Source organism: Streptomyces sp. NPDC007945 (assembly GCF_042958885.1).
Classification (GTDB): domain Bacteria; phylum Actinomycetota; class Actinomycetes; order Streptomycetales; family Streptomycetaceae; genus Streptomyces.
In genome coordinates this window covers 20,752-37,519 of sequence record NZ_JBIBJV010000003.1, presented here as the reverse complement: position 1 = coordinate 37,519, position 16,768 = coordinate 20,752, and the positions used below count along the sequence as shown (strand labels likewise).

15 protein-coding genes, 1 tRNA gene and 1 riboswitch are annotated in these 16,768 nt (G+C 74.5%); of the genes, 13 read left to right on the top strand and 3 right to left on the bottom strand.

Going from position 1 to position 16,768, the window contains the following annotated elements; genetic code table 11:
- Nucleotides 1–8: 8 nt before the first annotated feature.
- Genes lanKC through rfbB form a run of 4 tightly spaced genes read left to right on the top strand, consistent with a single transcriptional unit; the run spans nt 9 to nt 6,172 of the window.
- Nucleotides 9–2,753: a class III lanthionine synthetase LanKC gene (gene lanKC / locus ACFZCF_RS10870; RefSeq protein WP_391286082.1), complete on the top strand. Its 2,745-nt coding sequence runs from the start codon at nt 9–11 to the stop codon at nt 2,751–2,753.
- Nucleotides 2,750–4,057 (top strand): YcaO-like family protein, encoded by a 1,308-nt coding sequence (locus tag ACFZCF_RS10865; RefSeq protein WP_391286080.1) that lies wholly within the window; start codon nt 2,750–2,752, stop codon nt 4,055–4,057. The genes lanKC and ACFZCF_RS10865 overlap by 4 nt, the downstream gene beginning before the upstream one ends.
- A 34-nt stretch (nt 4,058–4,091) precedes the next feature.
- Nucleotides 4,092–5,159 (top strand): glucose-1-phosphate thymidylyltransferase, encoded by a 1,068-nt coding sequence (locus tag ACFZCF_RS10860; RefSeq protein ID WP_388441920.1) that lies wholly within the window; start codon nt 4,092–4,094, stop codon nt 5,157–5,159.
- Nucleotides 5,156–6,172 (top strand): dTDP-glucose 4,6-dehydratase, encoded by a 1,017-nt coding sequence (rfbB, locus tag ACFZCF_RS10855; RefSeq protein WP_391286078.1) that lies wholly within the window; start codon nt 5,156–5,158, stop codon nt 6,170–6,172. The genes ACFZCF_RS10860 and rfbB overlap by 4 nt, the downstream gene beginning before the upstream one ends.
- A gap of 75 nt (nt 6,173–6,247) precedes the next feature.
- Here the strand turns inward: rfbB and ACFZCF_RS10850 are convergent, their stop codons facing one another.
- Together ACFZCF_RS10850 and ACFZCF_RS10845 are read right to left on the bottom strand one after the other, a co-directional pair.
- Nucleotides 6,248–6,667, bottom strand: coding sequence for an RNHCP domain-containing protein (locus ACFZCF_RS10850; protein ID WP_388441914.1), 420 nt, complete (start codon nt 6,665–6,667; stop codon nt 6,248–6,250).
- 28 nt (nt 6,668–6,695) lie between these two features.
- Nucleotides 6,696–7,070, bottom strand: coding sequence for an RNHCP domain-containing protein (locus ACFZCF_RS10845; protein WP_388441911.1), 375 nt, complete (start codon nt 7,068–7,070; stop codon nt 6,696–6,698).
- A 424-nt stretch (nt 7,071–7,494) separates the two neighbouring features.
- Here ACFZCF_RS10845 and ACFZCF_RS10840 point away from each other — a divergent pair, with 424 nt between their 5' ends.
- Together ACFZCF_RS10840 and ACFZCF_RS10835 are read left to right on the top strand one after the other, a co-directional pair.
- The gene (locus ACFZCF_RS10840) at nt 7,495–9,024 is read left to right on the top strand and encodes a diacylglycerol kinase family protein (protein ID WP_391286075.1); all 1,530 of its coding nucleotides are present in this window, start codon (nt 7,495–7,497) and stop codon (nt 9,022–9,024) included.
- Nucleotides 9,021–9,683 carry a phosphatase PAP2 family protein gene (locus ACFZCF_RS10835; RefSeq protein WP_391286073.1) on the top strand — a complete coding sequence of 221 codons (663 nt, stop codon included), beginning with the start codon at nt 9,021–9,023 and terminating at the stop codon, nt 9,681–9,683. Before ACFZCF_RS10840 ends, ACFZCF_RS10835 begins: the two co-directional genes overlap by 4 nt.
- 211 nt (nt 9,684–9,894) lie before the next feature.
- Here ACFZCF_RS10835 and ACFZCF_RS10830 read toward each other — a convergent pair whose 3' ends face one another.
- On the bottom strand, nt 9,895–10,782 hold the full coding sequence (locus ACFZCF_RS10830; protein WP_391286669.1) for a sigma-70 family RNA polymerase sigma factor: 888 nt from the start codon (nt 10,780–10,782) through the stop codon (nt 9,895–9,897).
- Between ACFZCF_RS10830 and ACFZCF_RS10825 the strand changes: the two genes are divergently transcribed.
- From ACFZCF_RS10825 to ACFZCF_RS10795, 7 genes are all read left to right on the top strand, one after another.
- Nucleotides 10,750–11,013: a hypothetical protein gene (locus ACFZCF_RS10825; RefSeq protein WP_391286684.1), complete on the top strand. Its 264-nt coding sequence runs from the start codon at nt 10,750–10,752 to the stop codon at nt 11,011–11,013. The two genes, ACFZCF_RS10830 and ACFZCF_RS10825, sit on opposite strands and share 33 nt — an antisense overlap.
- 129 nt (nt 11,014–11,142) lie before the next feature.
- On the top strand, nt 11,143–11,682 hold the full coding sequence (locus ACFZCF_RS10820; RefSeq protein ID WP_391286071.1) for a rhodanese-like domain-containing protein: 540 nt from the start codon (nt 11,143–11,145) through the stop codon (nt 11,680–11,682).
- Between the two features lie 84 nt (nt 11,683–11,766).
- Nucleotides 11,767–11,840, top strand: a tRNA-Met gene (locus tag ACFZCF_RS10815).
- A 111-nt stretch (nt 11,841–11,951) separates the two neighbouring features.
- Nucleotides 11,952–12,692 carry a MerR family transcriptional regulator gene (locus ACFZCF_RS10810; RefSeq protein WP_388441898.1) on the top strand — a complete coding sequence of 247 codons (741 nt, stop codon included), beginning with the start codon at nt 11,952–11,954 and terminating at the stop codon, nt 12,690–12,692.
- A gap of 235 nt (nt 12,693–12,927) precedes the next feature.
- Complete coding sequence (locus ACFZCF_RS10805; protein ID WP_391286069.1) at nt 12,928–14,151, top strand: SpoIIE family protein phosphatase; 1,224 nt, start codon at nt 12,928–12,930, stop codon at nt 14,149–14,151.
- 224 nt (nt 14,152–14,375) lie between these two features.
- Nucleotides 14,376–14,526, top strand: a riboswitch (cyclic di-AMP (ydaO/yuaA leader).
- 11 nt (nt 14,527–14,537) lie between these two features.
- A complete protein-coding gene (locus ACFZCF_RS10800) occupies nt 14,538–15,731 on the top strand; it encodes a peptidoglycan DD-metalloendopeptidase family protein (RefSeq protein ID WP_391286066.1) in 1,194 nt (397 codons plus the stop codon).
- A gap of 81 nt (nt 15,732–15,812) precedes the next feature.
- The gene (locus ACFZCF_RS10795) at nt 15,813–16,766 is read left to right on the top strand and encodes an aldo/keto reductase (RefSeq protein WP_388441889.1); all 954 of its coding nucleotides are present in this window, start codon (nt 15,813–15,815) and stop codon (nt 16,764–16,766) included.
- Nucleotides 16,767–16,768 lie beyond the last annotated feature (2 nt).

Sequence of the window (16,768 nt, the reverse complement as noted above, 5' to 3'; positions counted from 1 at the left end):
CAAGACTTATGGACGTTGGCAGGCACCTTCACTACTGCCCGCCCGGCAGCCCGTTCTTCGATCTGCCGACCACGACGAACCCGGCCGAGGGGAACTTCCCCCTCGCCGTCGAGGAACTACCGGAGGGCTGGGCCCGCGGCGGTGACAGCGAGTGGATCGGCCTCACGCCGCCGGGCGTCCGGATACCCGAACAGGGCTGGAAGATCCACGTCTCGGCGACCCCCGACAACGCCGAGCGGATCCTCGCGACCGTCTGGAAGTACTGCCTGGAGGGCCGCGTCACCTTCAAGTTCATCCGCTCCCTCGCCGTGCTGGAGCAGCGCAACGGCAAGTACGGCGACCGCAGCGCCAGCGGCAAGTTCGTCACCCTCTACCCGGTGGACGAGGAGCACCTCGCGCTGATCCTGCGGGAGCTGGGCGACCTGCTGGACGGCGAGGACGGTCCGTACATCCTCAGCGACCTGCGGTGGCGGTCCGGTCCGCTGTACGTGCGCTACGGCGGGTTCGTCCTGCGGACCATGCGCACGGAGACCGGGGAGACGGTGCACTGCGTCAAGGACCCCGAGGGCCGGCTCGTGCCCGACCACCGCGGGCCCGGCTTCAGGCCGCCGGCCTGGGCGACCGTCCCCGACTGCCTGGCCGAGGCGCTCGCCGCCCGCAACTCCGGCACGCTGGAGGACTTCCCCTTCCGGGTCACCGCCGCCCTGCACTTCTCCAACGGAGGCGGCATCTACCGCGGCACGGACACCAGGACCGGTGCCGACGTCCTGCTGCGCGAGGCCCGTCCGCTCGCCGGACTCGTCGACGGCCGCGACGCCGTCCACCGGCAGCGCCAGGAGCACTGGGCCCTGACCCGGCTCGCCGGACTCGACTGCGTCCCGAAACTCGTCGACTACCGCAAGGGCCGTGAGCACTACTTCCTGGTCAGGGAGTACGTGGAGGGGGAACCCCTCGCCCGGGCGATGATCCGGCGCAACCCGCTCGCCCGCGGCAGCCGCTCCCCCGCGGAGTTCGCCGCGTACACCGACTGGGCCCTGAGGATCCTCGGCCACATCGAGCGGGGCGTCACCGCCCTGCACGCGCGCGGCGTCGTCTTCGGCGACCTCCACCCGTCCAACATCCTCGTCCGCCCCGACGACACCGTCGCCTTCATCGACTTCGAGACGGCCGGCCCGGTGGAGTCCACGGTCCGCCAGACCATGGGCGCGATCGGCTTCACCGCCCCGGACGGCTTCTCCGGGCGTGCCATCGACCGCTACGCGCTCGGCTGCCTGCGGCTCGCGGTCTTCGTGCCGCTGCCCGCCGTCATGCGCTGGGGTCCGGAGAAGACGGACCACCTGATCGCCGCCGTCACCCGCTACTTCACGCTGCCCGACGGATACGCCGACGCCGTCCGCCGCGACCTGGGCGTGCTGCACCCGCCGGGGCCGGGCGCTTCGGCCGACTCCGGCGCGGTGGCCGGGGCCGGTGCTTCCGCCGGGGCAGGCGCATCCGTCGGGGCCGGCGCACCGGCTGCGACCGGTGCTTCCGACGGGTTCGGTGCCTCCGGCGGGTTCGGTGGCGCGTCCGGGACCTGGCCGCCGGGCCGGGGCGACTGGCCCGCGCTGCGCACGGAGATCGGCGCGGCCCTGCTGGCCACGGCCACCCCCGAGCGGCGTGACCGGCTCTTCCCGGGCGACCCGGAGCAGTTCGTCACGCCCGAGGGCGGGGTGAACCTCGCCTATGGCGCGGCCGGGGTGCTCTGGTCGCTGGCCGAGGCCGGCACCCCCGTCCCGGCGGAGCTCACCGACTGGCTGACCGACTCCGTACACGCCCTGGAGGAGCCCGGGCACGGCTTCTGGACCGGGCTGAGCGGGATCGCCTTCGCACTGGACCGCCTGGGGCGCCCGGACACCGCCCGGGAGCTCCTCGCGCGGGTCGAGACCGGGCTCGACGAGGAGCCGGGCGGACCCGCGAGCGCCGACGGCAGCCTTTTCAGCGGCGGCGCCGGCATCGGGCTGACCCTGCTGCACTTCGCCGGCCGCACGGGCGAACCCGCGCTGCTGGACCGCGCGGTACGGCTCGCCGGACGTCTCGTCGACGGCGCCGACGGCGCCGACGGTTTTCCCGGCGGCAAGCCGCGCTTCGGTCTGCTGCGCGGTCCCGCCGGCCGCGCCCTGTTCCTGCTGCGGCTGTACGAGGAGACCGGTGACCCGGCGCTGCTCGACCACGCGCACGAGGCCCTGCAGCGGGAGGTGCGCCACCTCGGCTGGGCCGACGGGCACTTCCCGGAGGAGGCACCCGGCCGGATGCCGCTGCTGGCCACCGGCTGCGGCGGCACGGCCATGGTGCTGCACGACTTCCTCGCCCACCGGGCGGACCCCGCACTGGCTCGTGCCCGGGACGCGATCCGGGAGTCGGCCGCCCACCAGTTCGTGCCGCAGGCCGGGCTCTTCCACGGCCGCGCGGGCACGGCGCTGGCGCTGCTCCACCTGGGCGGTGCCGTCGATGGGGGCGCCAGCGAGGGCGGCGCCGGCGAGGGCGCGCACCACCCTCTGCGCCGGCACCTGGAGGACTTCGCGCTCCAAGCGGTGCGCCACGGCGACGGCACGGCGTTCCTCGGGCACGAGTCCATGCGGATCTCCACCGACCTCGCCACGGGCGGCGCGGGTGCCCTGCTCGCCCTGAACGCCGTCCTCGCCGACGGCGCGCCCGGCCTGCCGTTCTTCCGCCGCGCCGGTGCGGCCGTCCCCGGGCCCGGGGGCCGCTCGTGATCGACTTCCTGGCGACCCTGGACCGCTCACACGGACTGGCCGAGCGGTTCGAGGCCGTGCCGCCCACCGCTCCGGCCGATCTGCTGTGGCGCGTCCTGGTCCGGATCACCCCGCCGACCGCCCCGGCCCCGGCCCGCGGCCAGACGCTCGACCCGTGTGTGATCGGGGCGTACGGGCACTCCCGCACCGACGCCCTGCCGCGCGGAGTCGGCGAGGCCGTCGAGCGCTACGCCCTCTTCCCGCCCCGCACCCGGCCGCCCGGCACCGTCCGCGGCACCCTGCGCGAACTGGCCGGGCGTGCCCTGCCGTTCGACCGCCCCGACCTCGCGCTGGGCCACCCCGGGGCCGCCGACCGGACGCTCGACTGGTACCCGGCCCGCCGCCTCCGGGACGGGGCCGAGATCCTCGTACCGGCACCCCTCGTCGACTACCCGTACGCGGGCGCCGACGGCCAGGACTTCGATCCGAGCCCCTCCGGGGCCGCGGCGGGCCACGGCCCGGACATGGCGCTGCGCGCCGGACTGCTGGAGACGATCGAGCGGGACGCGCTGCTCGTCGCCTGGGAGCGCCGGCTGCGCCTCGCCCGGGTGCATCCGGGCGCCGAGGGCCCGGGCGAGGTGCTCAGGGGGCGGGCGAACGCCCTGCGGCGCAACCTGCTGGCGCTGTGGCGGAAGGCCGAACGGGCCGGCCTGGAGCCGGTCCTCGCCGATCTGCCGACCGGGCTTCCCGGCGTCGTGTGCACGGTGGGCGTGATCGTCGACCGGACCGGTGACCACCCGCTCGCGACCGTCGGCTGCAACGCCTCCGACGACCCCTGGTGGAGCATGCTCGGCGCCCTCCAGGAGGCGCTCCAGATCCGTTCCGTGCTGCTCAACGCCTGGGAGGAGCACGGCTTCGGCACGACCCCGGCGCCCGCCCCGGCCGACATCCGCGACGACGACGACCGGTTGCGCCACGTGGCCTCCCGGGCGGCCTTCGCGCACGTCACGGAGTGGGTCGCCGGTTTCACCGAGGAGCGCCCGCCCCGGGCCGCCGCGGAGGCGGGCACGGCCGACCTCGTCCGCGCCCTGGTCGCCGACGGGGCGGACCCGCTCGCCGTCGACCTCACCCCCCGGCTGCCCGCCGGGCTGCGGGAGATGGGCTGGGCCGCGGTGAAGGTCGTCCCGGCCGGCTACCAGGCGCTGCGGATGGCCGAGGGCCGCTCCTTCACCTGGAACGCCCACCGGCTGAACACCGCCGAGGCCCGCACCGGCCGCCCCGCGGGCACCTCCGTCCACGCCGACCGGCCGCACCCGCTGCCGTGAAGCCCCGTCCGTCCCTCACAGCGGGAGTCGTCGCGTGAAAGCTCTGGTCCTCGCGGGAGGCAGCGGCACCCGGCTGCGGCCCATCACCCACACCTCGGCGAAGCAGCTGCTCCCGGTGGCCAACAAGCCGGTGCTCTTCTACGGGCTGGAAGCCATCGCGGCGGCCGGCATCACCGAGGTGGGCGTCGTCGTGGGCGCCACCGCCGACGAGATCCGGGCCGCCGTCGGCGACGGCTCCCGGTTCGGGCTGCGCGTCACCTACATCCCGCAGGCGGCGCCGCTGGGCCTCGCCCACGCCGTGCTGATCGCCCGTGACTGGCTGGGCGACGACGACTTCGTGATGTACCTCGGCGACAACTTCGTCGTCGGCGGCATCACCGGGCTGGTCGACGAGTTCCGCGAGGAGCGGCCCGACGCGCGCATCCTGCTGACCTCGGTCCCCGACCCCAGCGCCTTCGGCGTCGCCGAACTCGGCCCCGACGGCCGGGTGGTGCGCCTGGAGGAGAAGCCGCCGCACCCCCGCAGCGACCTGGCCCTCGTCGGCGTCTACCTCTTCACCCCGGCCGTCCACGAGGCGGTCCGTGCCATCGCCCCCTCCGCGCGCGGCGAGCTGGAGATCACCGATGCCCTCCAGTGGCTCATCGACGCGGGCCGTGACGTCCGCTCGACCCGGATCACCGGCTACTGGAAGGACACCGGGAACGCCGCCGACATGCTGGAGGCCAACCGGTCCGTCCTCGACACCCTGGTCACCCGCGTCGAAGGCAGCGTCGACGCCGACTCGGAGCTGATCGGCCCGGTCGTGGTCGAGCCGGGCGCGCGCGTGGTCCGGTCCCGGATCATCGGCCCGGCCGTGATCGGCGCGGGCACCACGGTCACCGGCTGCCTCGTCGGCCCGTACACCTCCATCGCGCCGGGCTGCGCGCTGCGGCACAGTGAGATCGAGAACTCGATCGTGCTCGGCGGCGCCCGCATCGACGGCGTACGCCGGGTCGAGGCGTCCCTGATAGGCCGTGAGGCCGTCGTGTCCCCCGCCCCCGCCGCTCCGGCCGGCCACCGGCTGGTCATCGGTGATCACAGCAAGGTCGAGATCCACGCATGACGTCCCCCTCCTCCGGCACGGCCCCGAAGATCCTGGTCACGGGCGGTGCCGGCTTCATCGGCTCGACCTACGTCCGGATGCTCCTCGCGCCGGGCGGCCGGCGCCGAGCGGGCGCGTCCACCGCTCCGGTGGGGGCGGTCACCGTCCTCGACAAGCTCACCTACGCGGGGAACCCGGCCAATCTGGACCCGGTCAGGTCCGACACGCGCTTCTCCTTCGTACGCGGGGACGTCTGCGACGCGGACCTGGTGGACCGGCTGCTCGCCGACCACGACCAGGTGGTGCACTTCGCCGCCGAGTCCCACGTCGACCGGTCCATCGCGGGCGGCGCCGGCTTCGTCACCACGAACACGCTGGGCACGCAGATCCTGCTGGAGGCCGCCGTACGGCAGGGGATCTCCACCTTCGTCCACGTCTCGACCGACGAGGTGTACGGCTCCCTCGCCCACGGCTCCTGGGACGAGGACGAGCCGCTCGCCCCGAACTCTCCGTACGCCGCGTCGAAGGCCTCGGCGGACCTGCTGGCCCGCGCCCACCACCGCACCCACGGCCTGGACGTGCGCGTCACCCGCTGTTCCAACAACTACGGCCCCTACCAGCACCCCGAGAAGGTCATTCCGCTCTTCGTCACGAACCTGCTGAGCGGGCTGACGGTGCCCCTGTACGGGGACGGCGCGAACGTCCGGGACTGGCTGCACGTCGAGGACCACTGCCGGGGCGTCGAGCTGGTCCGTACGCGGGGACGCGCCGGCCGTACGTACAACATCGGCGGCGGCACCGAGCTGACCAACAAGGAGCTCACTGGGCTGCTGCTGGAGGAGTGCGACGCGGGCTGGGAGCGCGTGGTGTACGTCGACGACCGCAAGGGCCACGACCTGCGGTACTCCGTGGACTGGACGCGGGCGCGGGACGAGCTGGGCTACCGCCCGGTGCACGACTTCCCGCGCGGCCTCGCGGAGACGGTCGCCTGGTACCGCGCCCACCGTTCCTGGTGGGAGCCGCTGAAGGCGTGAGGGGCCCACCACGGAGCGCCCGCGGCCCCAGGTCGCCGACCTGGGGCCGCGTCGTTCCCGGTCACGTCTCCCGGGTCACAGGGCGAGCAGGGCGCGCCCGGCGGGGCGGGGGTCGGTGAGGGGGCGGAGGGCGAGGCGGATCAGGGCGAGCGGGTTGTCGTCGCCGGCGACGCGGTTGGCGCTGAGCTCGCCGCAGGCGGCGCACTCGTGGATGATCAGCCACTCGCCGTCCGGGCGGACGGACATGCCCAGTGCCTCCATCCGACCCCGGCAGTCGGCGGCGCGGTCGCCCGGGACCCTCCGGTCGACGTGCAGGCTGGCGAGGCAGTGGGGGCAGTGGTTCCGGTGCGCGGTGCCGGGGGCGTTCGGGGACACGTCGAGCCGGCAGGACGCGCACCGGAAGTCGTTCGCCCGGTGCCCGCCCTGGGTGTGCAGGACGTCCTTGTACCGCTGGGGCCGGTTCCGGCCGCGGCCGGAGCGGTTGTTGCGCGGCATGGTGGTGCTCCTTTCCGTTCCGGGGCGGTCAGAGGGTTCCGAACGCTTCGAGCGGGAAGGGCGGTTGGGCCAGCGGGCGGACCGCCATGCGCATGAGGATGAGCTGGTTGTCGTCGACGCACACCGGGTTGGAGGTGAGCTCGTCGCAGCGCACGCAGCGGTGGATCACCCGCCAGTCACCGGTGCGCAGGACGGCGATGGCGATCGGCGACATCCGGCCCTCGCAGTCGCTCGACCCGCCCTCGACGTGGTCGAGGACGTGCCGGGAGTGCAGACAGGACGGGCAGTGGTTGCGCGGCGCCCCGTCGGAGGCGTACGCGGACACGGTGAGTCCGCACCACGCGCAGGCGAAGGTGCTGAGGCCGAGGGTGTGAGGGGCGGGACGGGAGGTGGGGTCGGACACCCGGTTGCTCCTTGCTGAAGAGTCGGTCGAGACAGCAAGAGCAGGCCGAGGGGCCTCGTCGGAAGCCGGCCCGGCGACGCCACGGAACGGTGGCGCGCGGGCCCATGCGGAGCACCGGAGAACACGTCCGGCAGCCACCCGGGAAAGCGAGCGGCGAAACGGGACGGACGGTCAGGCGGTACGGCGAGGCGCACTCGGCGCGGGCCGGGTCATAAAACACCCTTTCCGAGGGCGCACGGGCCCAGAAGGAATCAGAACGACCCGCGCAGGCTAACAAGGGGGCTCCCGGGGGCGTCAACGGATTATCCGGCTCGTCAGGACGCCTCCGGCCCTGCGGTGACAGGTGTGATCTTCGCGCGAACGGATGCTGTCGTGGGGTGGTTCGGGGGAGTGTGGGGGAGGCTTGGAAGGTGGAGGTGGGGTCGTGGACGGGGACGTGCGGTGGTGGGGCGCCGGGGTCGGGGCCGGGGGTGCCCGGGAGTTGGCCCGGTGGGCGTTGGGGGCGGCCGCGGGGGCGGTGGTCGTGCTGCTCTCGGCGTTGGGGGGCGGCGGGCTGTATGTGCTGCTGAGCGGGGTCCTGGGGCTGGTCGCCGGGGCCATGGGGCTGTGGTGGTTCGTCGCGCACCGGGGGGTCCTGCGGGTCGCGGGCGGTGTGGTCGCGGTCGGGGCGCCGGTGGGCGGGCTCGTGCTGTACGTGGTCGGCGGGTTGTGGCTGTACGCGCTGGCCGCGCTCGGGCTGTGGTCGGTGGCGCTCGGGTGCGCCCGGGCGGCGCTGCGCAAGCCGGGTGAGGCGGTCGACGCGCCCGCGCCCGCCATGGCCGCCGAGCGGCCCCGGAAGCCGGTGCTGATCATGAATCCGAAGTCCGGGGGCGGGAAGGTCGAGCGGTTCGGGCTCGTGCGGAAGGCGGAGCGGCTGGGGGCGCGGGTCGTCGTGCTCGATCCGGCCGCGGCCGTGGACGTCACGGCGCTCGCCCGGAAGGCCGTCGCCGACGGCGCCGATCTGCTCGGGGTGGCCGGCGGGGACGGCACCCAGGCGCTCGTCGCGGCGGTGGCCGTCGAGCACGACCTGCCCTTTCTCGTGATCTCCGCCGGGACGCGGAACCACTTCGCCATGGACCTGGGGCTCGACCGGGACGATCCGGCGACCTGCCTGGACGCGCTCACCGACGGGGAGGAGCTCCGCGTCGACCTGGGGACGGTCGCCGGGCGGCCGTTCGTCAACACGGTCTCCTTCGGCGTGTACGCGGACGTGGTGCAGCGGCCCGAGTACCGCGACGCCAAGGCCGAGACGGCGTTCGAGGCCCTGCCCGACCTGCTGCGGGGCGGCCTCGGCGACCGGCTCGACGCGACCGCCGACGCCACCCGGCTGCCGGCCCAGCAGGCCATCCTGGTCAGCAACAACCCCTACGCCGCGCCGGATCCGTTCAGCGCGGGCGCCGGGCACCGCACCCGGCTGGACGGCGGCCGGCTCGGCGTCATCGGCATCCGGGTGGACGGCGCCGCGGACGCCGCCGAGCTGGCCGTCCTCGGCAACCGGTCCGGCGCGCTCAACGTCCTGACGGCGCGGCGCGTCGAAGTCCACGGAGCGGTCACCAACACCGGTGTGCCGAAGGCGGAGCGGACGCTGCCGGTGGCCGTGGACGGGGAGGCGCTCGTCCTGCCGACCCCGGTCGTCTGCGAACTGCGGCCGCGGGCGCTGCGGGTGCTGGTGCCGAGGGTCCGGCCGGGAGTGGTTCCGCCGCCTCCGCCGTTGGACTGGCGCCGGCTCGTGCGGATCGCGTTCCCCGACCCGTACCGGGCGGGGGCGTGGAATGGTTCGGGGAGCGGTGAGGTAAGCGGTGAGGGGAGCGGGCCGGGGAGCGGTGCGGGGAGCAGGTCGGGTAGCAGGTCGGGAACTTCCGCTGTCAACCGTCCTCGGAGGTCGTCCGAGGATTCCTACAGGAGTGGCGCATGAGCAGTGAGGACGAGAGCACGTACGAGGACAGGGGCGGCACGCGGACCGCGTCCGGCGGGCGGCTGCGGGACCGGTCCCGGGCCGCCTTCTCCACCGCCCAGGCCGTGTTGCACGACCTCCGAGCGGTGGACGGGGCCGTGTACGGGGCGGTGGCCGCCACGCCGACGCCCGCCCTGGACGTCGGTCTGCGCCGGCTGTCGAACGCCGCCGACCACTCCAAGATCTCCTTCGCCGTCGCCGCCGGGCTCGCCCTCGTCCCGGGGCGCCCGCGCCGCGCCGCGGTCGCGGGCATCGGCGCGATCGCGATCGCCTCGGCGACGGCCAACCTCCTCGGCAAGCGGCTGGTCCGCCGGCCGCGCCCGGACCGGGAGGCGGCACGGGTGGTGGTGGGCCGGCACGTGCCGATGCCGGAATCGGCCTCGTTCCCGTCCGGTCACACCGCCTCGGCCGTCGCCTTCGCCACCGCCGCCGGCGTGGTCCTGCCGCCCGCGGCGGTACCGCTGGGGCTGCTCGCCTCGGCGGTCGGCTACTCCCGCGTCCACACCGGGGTCCACTACCCCGGCGACGTGGCCGCCGGCGCCGTCCTCGGACTCGCCAGCGGCGTCGCCTCCCTGGCCATAGGAGCCTCGCTGCTGAAGAGGCGGTGGCCGGCCGGGTAGGGGAGCGGCGCGGCTCGCGGGTCGTCCTCAGCCGCCAGAGGCGGCGCGGGCGCCCGCCTCCCGGAAGAGGCCGGCGGCGTCCCGGGCGGGGCGGAGGGCTCGCCCCCGCACATACCGGGGGCGGTGGACGTGGACTGCCCGTGGTCCCGGTGGGTCGCCACCGTCCCGCTGTTCGTGGCCGTTCGCCGGGCGACGGTACGGCCTCCGGGGATCAGGCCGGGTACACGGCGCGGGCCAGGGCCTCCTCCGGGATGTGGAGGGCGGCGAGGCGCTCCGGGTCGGCGAGGACGTGCATCCGGACGATGCGGTCGCCGGCGATCGTGAAGGCCAGCAGGGAGGCGGGCTTGCCGTCGACGACCCCCAGGACGGCCGGGGCGCCGTTGACGACGAGCGGCAGCGCCGCGTTGCGGAAGCTCGCGTACATGAGGGCCTGCCGGACGATCGCCTCGGCGCCGCGCACCACCTTGGAGGCGCCGGCGAGGAGCGGGCCGCCGTCGGCGCGCAGCACCGCGTCCGGGTCGAGGACGGCGAGCAGGCCCTCGAAGTCGCCGCCCTGGGAGGCGGCGAGGAAGGCGTCGGCGATCTCCCGCTGGCGGCGCGCGTCGGGGCCGGGCCCGGGGTCGGCGTCCTGGACGCGGCGCCGAGCCCGGCTCGCCAGCTGCCGGGTCGCCGCCGGCGTGCGGTCCACGATCCGCGCGATCTCGTCGAAGGAGACGGCGAACATGTCGTGCAGTACGAAGGCGAGCCGCTCGGCGGGCGACAGCGTCTCCAGGACGACGAGGAGCGCGAGGCCGACGGACTCGGTGACCTCGGCGGCGTGCTCGGGATCGCCGATGCCGGGGATGCGCACGATCGGGTCCGGTACGTAGGTGTCGAGCGGGTCCTCGCGCCGGGAGCCGCGGGAGCGGAGCATGTCGAGGCAGACCCGGCCGATGACGGTGGTCAGCCAGCCGGTGAGGTTGGCGACCCCGCTCACGTCGGTGCGGCTGAGCTTGAACCAGGTCTCCTGGACGGCGTCCTCGGCCTCGCTGAGCGAGCCGAGCATCCGGTAGGCGACGGCGCGCAGGTGACCGCGGTCGGCGTCGAACCGCCGCGCCAGCGCCTCCGGGTCGAGCCCGCGCCCGGCGCGGGCGCCGGCACCGTCCTCGGGACCGGCGCCAGCACCGGCACCAGCACCGACACCAACACCAGCGCCGCCACCCGCACCCGCTCCGGGGCCCGCCCCGGTCGCGTCCGCGGCTTCCCGGTCCGACGTCGTCTCGTCCATCCGCCCGTGTCCCCCTTCGCGTCCCGTCATGCCTCCATGACGGACCTGAACCAGCGGATGTGACACCTCGGCGTCTCGTCCCGTGAGATCCACGCCGCACACGGTCGTTCACCGGGGTTTCCCCGGCTGAAGACGGCGACCCCCGTGGAACGGCACTTCAGCGCGATGATCATCATCCGTAGATTGCTCACCATGACGACGACAGACAGCCAGGTCAACCCCGCCCCCGCCCTCCCCTCCGCGAACCCCACCAACCCCGTGAACCCCGTGCTGCGCACCCCGCCCGCCTCCCCCGCCGCCGCCGTCGCGTACTTCTCCGCCAGCCTGGCCTTCCACGCGGACGTCTCCGACGTGGCCTCCGCCCTGGCCGAGGCCCGCGAGACCGGTGCGAACCCCGGCTTCGTGCTGATCGACACCCGGTCGACCGCGTCCTGGGACCAGGGGCACGTCCCCGGTGCCGTCCACCTCCCCACCGCGCTCATCCCCGAGCAGGCGGAGCGGCTCCTCGACAAGGACGTCCCGGTGGTCACCTACTGCTGGGGGCCCGGCTGCAACGGCGCCATGCGGGCCGCGCTCGCCCTCGCGCACCTGGGCTTCCAGGTGAAGGAGATGCTCGGCGGCTTCGAGTACTGGGCGCGCGAGGGCTTCGCGTACGAGACCTGGGAGGGGCCGGCGCGGAAGGCCGCCGACCCGCTGACGGCCCCGGTCGACGCCGAGGACTGCGGCTGCTGACCGGGCGGCCGGGACCCGGGAGCCGGCCGCGCGGATATCGGATTTCGGTTTCCGCCGCCCATGCCGTAAGGTCATATTCACCGACGCGGGGTGGAGCAGCTCGGTAGCTCGCTGGGCTCATAACCCAGAGGTCGCAGGTTCAAATCCTGTCCCCGCTACTCAGTAGCCCGAAGGCCCGGACCGTCTCAGACGGTCCGGGCCTTCGGCGTTCCCGGTGCGTGCCGTCGCGGCTTGACCTTTACGCAACGTCAAGTTCTACCGTTCCGGTCATGGAGTGGTCGATCCAGGAGATCGCCAGGAAGGCCGGCACCACCAGCCGCACGCTCCGCCACTACGGCGAGCTGGGGCTGCTGGAGCCGAGCCGGATCGGCGCGAACGGTTACCGGTACTACGACGAGGCGGCGCTCGTCCGGCTGCAGCGGATCCTGCTGCTGCGCGAGCTCGGGCTCTCGCTGCCCGCGATCGCCGAGGTCCTCGAAGGCCAGCGGGACACCTCGGCCGCCCTGCGCACGCATCTGGCCCTCCTCCAGCAGGAGCGCGAGCGCATCGGGCGGCAGATCGAGGCCGTGCGGACCACTCTCCACAAGACCGAGAGAGGAGAACGGCTCATGGCCGAGGAAGTCTTCGACGGCTTCGATCACACGCGGTACGAGGCGGAGGTCACCGAACGGTGGGGCCGCGACGCGTACGAGCGGGGCGACCGCTGGTGGCGCTCGCTGAGCGACGCCGAGAAGAAGGAGTTCATGGAGACGCAGGCGGCCATCGCCCGCGACTTCGGCGCGGCCGCCGCGGCCGGGCTCGCGGCGGACAGCGACGAGGTGCAGGCGCTGGCCCGGAGGCAGTACCTGTGGCTGTCGGGCACCACCACGCCGACGAAGGAGTACCTGATCGGGCTCGGCCGGATGTACGTGGACGACCCGAGGTTCGCCAAGAACTACGACCGGCACGGCGAGGGCACCGCCGTCCTGGTGCGGGACGCCCTGACGGTGTGGGCCGAGCGGAACCTGTGAGGCCGGTGGGGCGCCCGCGCCTGAAGTAAACGGCGGCCAGAACCGCACCGGTCGGCCTGCTGGGGAGGGGAGGCCGACCGCGTGCCTGGGAAAGGGGCGGCGCGCCCCCGGGTCAGCCGGTCGGACGCCGCCGGTCGCCGGGCGGGCCCGGGTCGGGGAGGCTTGAGGGGTGTGCGGTCGCGGGTCCAGGCCCGCACGGTCCGGTGGCGGGCCCCGACCGGTCAGGAGTTCTCAGGTGGCACACCCTCGGGGCGAGGAGCCCGGCGGCCGTATCGCCGGGTCCGGTGCGCCCCGCGGCCCCTACGGGGGTGAGCCGCGGCCGCCGGTGGCCTTCGGGGCGACCCGGAGGTTCCTGCGGGCGCTGCCGCCGCTGATCATCCTCGGCGGGGTGGTCTTCGACCTGTGCACCCCGCCCGCGTACACGGCGGCGCCGCTGTTCTCCGCCGCCCCGCTGATCGCCGCGCCGTTCTTCTCCCGGCTCACGACCCTGCTGACCGGGCTCGCGGCGATCCTCGCCTCCGTCGGGCTGCACGCGTACAACCGCACGCTCTCCGACGTGCCCTCGCTCACCGAGACCCTCACCGTGGTGACCGTCTCGGCGCTGGCGATGCTGATCAACTTCGTGGTGCGGCGCAGCGGCGAGCGGCTCGCGTCGGCGCGGGTCATCGCGGAGGCGGCGCAGCGGGCGGTGCTGCCGATGCCGGCGGAGCGGATCGGCGGGCTCCAGTGCGCGGCGCGGTACGAGGCGGCGCAGGCGGACGCGTTCATCGGCGGCGACCTCTTCGCCGTGCAGGACACCCCGCACGGGGTGCGGCTCCTGGTCGGCGACGTACGGGGCAAGGGGATGGACGCGGTGGAGGCGGTGGCCGTGGTGATCGGCGCCTTCCGGGAGGCGGCCGAGCAGGAGGCGGCCCTGGAGGGGGTGGCGGCGCGGCTCGAACGGGCCCTGACGCGGGAGGGGACGCGGCGCGAGGGCCTCGACGCCGTCGAGGGGTTCACGACGGCGGTGCTGGCCGAGATCCCGCGCGCGGGCGGGGTCGTACGGATCGTGAACCGGGGGCATCCGCCGCCGCTGCTGCTGTACGGGGACGGGCGCGTGGAGCCGCTGGAGCCGGCCGAGGCGGCGCTGCCGCTCGGGATGGGGGAGCTGGCGGTGGGGCCGGACCGGGCCGACGCGTGGCCGTACCCGCCGGGCGCGACGCTGCTGTTCCACACGGACGGGGTGTCGGAGGCGCGGGACGCGCACGGCGTCTTCTACGATCCGGCGGCCCGGCTGGCGGGGGCGGTCTTCCCGGGTCCCGAGGAGCTCCTCGACGCGCTCGTGGACGACGTGCGGCGGCACACCGGCGGCGGGTCGACGGACGACATGGCGCTGCTCGCGGTGAGTCGGCCGACGGCGGGGGCGCCGGAGCGGCGGCGGACGATGCCGGTGGTGCCGCCGGGGCCGGTGGCGCACTGACCGGAGCCGGTCACGGTCCGTGCCCACAAGGTCTCACAGCGATAACAATTGACACAACGTCAGATTCGGTGGTTCGGGCGGAAGCTCACTGAAGGGGGCTCAACTCGGGCGATTCCCTGCCAATTCACTGAATGATCAAGGGGAACGGCTTGGAATAGGAGTGCGGTGTCTATTAACGTTCGATAACGCAGCGCGGTCGTCCCAGCCGTCGCAAGAGACGGCTCCGTGCGCATGTGCCGAATCCCGTAAGGGAACCGGGGAACCAACCCTTGGGGTGAATCGGGCCCCTCGCACCTCCCCCGTGCGAAGAGCCCGTAGGAGACCTTCCTGCTCCGAACCCGTCAGCTAACCCGGTAGGCGAGAAGGAAGGAAAGGAGCACGCCTCCGTGGCGTCCAACACCCCTGCACCCGAGGCCCCCTTCGACCCCTTCGGCGCCCGGGGTGCCGTCGGCGCGGACGACCCGGACGGCTTCGCGCCCGGCGCGTACGAGACGGCCTCCTTCACCCCCGCCCCCGGCGAGTGGAACCCGACCGAGGGCTCCCTGCGCGCCGAGAGCCGCTCCGGCGGCCGGCACCGGGTCGTGAAGCAGCGTTCCAACTTCGCCCGCTCCTCCACCGTCCTCGGCGTCGGCGTCATCGCCGCCGTCGGCGCGGGCGGCCTCGCCACCGCGCAGGAGAAGGCCCCCGTCGCCATCTCCCTCCCCGACCTGCCCGACCTGGGCCTGCCGGACGCCCACGACCTGCCCGGCGTCGGCGACCTCCTGCCCGGCGGTGAGGAGGAGCGGACCACCACCGCGTCCGCGCCGGTCGCGGCCGGCGGCGTCGCCGCGAAGCCGCTCACCTCGGTCACGTACACCGCCCCGGCCGACACCACCGCCGGCACCCGGGCCGAGGAGCGCACCGCCACCGCCGCCGATGCCGGCGAGGCCCTGCGCGCCCGCATCCTCCAGCAGGCCGAACAGCAGCAGCAGGCCGCCGTCGACGCGGAGAAGCTCGCCGCCGAGAAGGCCGCGGCGGAGAAGGCCGCCGCCGACGCCCAGGCACAGGCGGAGGCCGCCGCCAAGGCCGAGGCCGAGGCGAAGGCCAAGGCGGAGGCGGAGCGGCTCGCCGCCGAGAAGGCCGAGGCCGAGCGCATCGCCGCCGAGAAGGCGGAGGCCGAGCGGCTCGCCCGGCTGGCCGCCAGCTACTCCATGCCGCTCTCCTCCTACACCCTCACCTCCACCTACATGCAGTCCGGCTCGATGTGGTCCTCCGGCCACCACACCGGCCTGGACTTCGCCGCCCCCACCGGCACCCCCCTCAAGGCGGTCCACGGCGGCACCATCACGTCGGCCGGCTGGTCCGGCTCGTACGGCTACCGGATCGTCCTGCGGCTGGAGGACGGCACCGAGGTCTGGTACTGCCACCTCTCCTCGATGACCGCGGCCGCCGGCCAGACCGTCGCCACCGGCGAGACCATCGGCCGCGTCGGCGCCACCGGCAACGTCACCGGGCCCCACCTCCACATGGAGGTCCACACCCCCGACGGCTCCGGCATCGACCCGGCGGAGTGGCTGCGCTCGAAGGGCCTGTCGGTCTGACTCCGGACGCGTACGCGTGCCGGTCGGGGTTCAGGCTCCTCGACCGGAATACGACCGGCGGCGCAGGGAGTTGAGGACGTCATGTCCTCTCCCCTGCGCCCGCTGGGCACCTCCGACCTGAACGTCTTCCCGCTCGCCCTCGGCGGCAACGTCTTCGGCTGGAGCGCCGACGAGGAGCGGTCCTTCGCCGTCCTCGACGCCTACGCCGCCGCCGGCGGCAACTTCCTGGACACCGCCGACGTCTACTCCGAGTGGGTCGAGGGCAACCAGGGCGGTGAGTCCGAGACCATCATCGGCCGCTGGATGGCGGCCCGCGGCAACCGCTCCGACATCGTCGTCGCCACCAAGGTCGGCGCCCACTCGCCCCTCAAGGGCCTGTCCGCCACCACCATCAAGGCCGGCGCGGAGGAGTCCCTGCGCCGCCTCGGCACCGACCACATCGACCTCTACTACACGCACTTCGACGACGAGTCCGTGCCCGTGGAGGAGATCGTCACCGCCCTCGACCAGCTGGTGCGCGAGGGCAAGGTGCGGGCCGTCGCCGCCTCCAACATCTCCGCCGAGCGGTTGCGCGCCTCCCTCGACTTCGCCGAGGCCGAGGGGCTCGCCCGGTACGTGGCGCTGCAGCCCGAGTACAACCTCGTCGCCCGCGAGAAGTACGAGGGCCCGCTCCTCGACACCGCCGCCGACGCCGGCCTCGCCGCCGTCCCGTACTACGGGCTCGCCGCCGGCTTCCTCACCGGCAAGTACCGCCCGGGCAGGACCGTCGAGAGCGTCCGCGCCCGCGGTGCCTCCGCCCACGCCGAGACCGCGCGCGGCCAGGCCGTGCTCGCCGCGCTCGACGAGGTGGCCGAGGCCCACGGCGCCGAGCCGGCGACCGTCGCCCTCGCCTGGCTCGCCTCCCGCCCCACCGTCGCCGCGCCGATCGCCTCGGCCCGCACCGTCGAGCAGGTCCCCGCGCTCGTGGCGGTCGCCGACCTGAAGCTGACCGACGGCGAACTCGCCCGCCTGACGGCCGCCTCCGAGGCGGCCTAGGG

Bases quoted from the DNA above. Each gene is read 5' to 3' on its own strand.
- ACFZCF_RS10850 (WP_388441914.1), bottom strand. From the start codon at position 6,667: ATGCCGCGCAACAACCGCTCCGGCCGCGGCCGGAACCGGCCCCAGCGG.
- lanKC (WP_391286082.1), top strand. From the start codon at position 9: ATGGACGTTGGCAGGCACCTTCACTACTGCCCGCCCGGCAGCCCGTTC.
- rfbB (WP_391286078.1), top strand. From the start codon at position 5,156: ATGACGTCCCCCTCCTCCGGCACGGCCCCGAAGATCCTGGTCACGGGC.
- ACFZCF_RS10795 (WP_388441889.1), top strand. From the start codon at position 15,813: ATGTCCTCTCCCCTGCGCCCGCTGGGCACCTCCGACCTGAACGTCTTC.
- ACFZCF_RS10810 (WP_388441898.1), top strand. From the start codon at position 11,952: ATGGAGTGGTCGATCCAGGAGATCGCCAGGAAGGCCGGCACCACCAGC.
- ACFZCF_RS10820 (WP_391286071.1), top strand. From the start codon at position 11,143: ATGACGACGACAGACAGCCAGGTCAACCCCGCCCCCGCCCTCCCCTCC.
- ACFZCF_RS10835 (WP_391286073.1), top strand. From the start codon at position 9,021: ATGAGCAGTGAGGACGAGAGCACGTACGAGGACAGGGGCGGCACGCGG.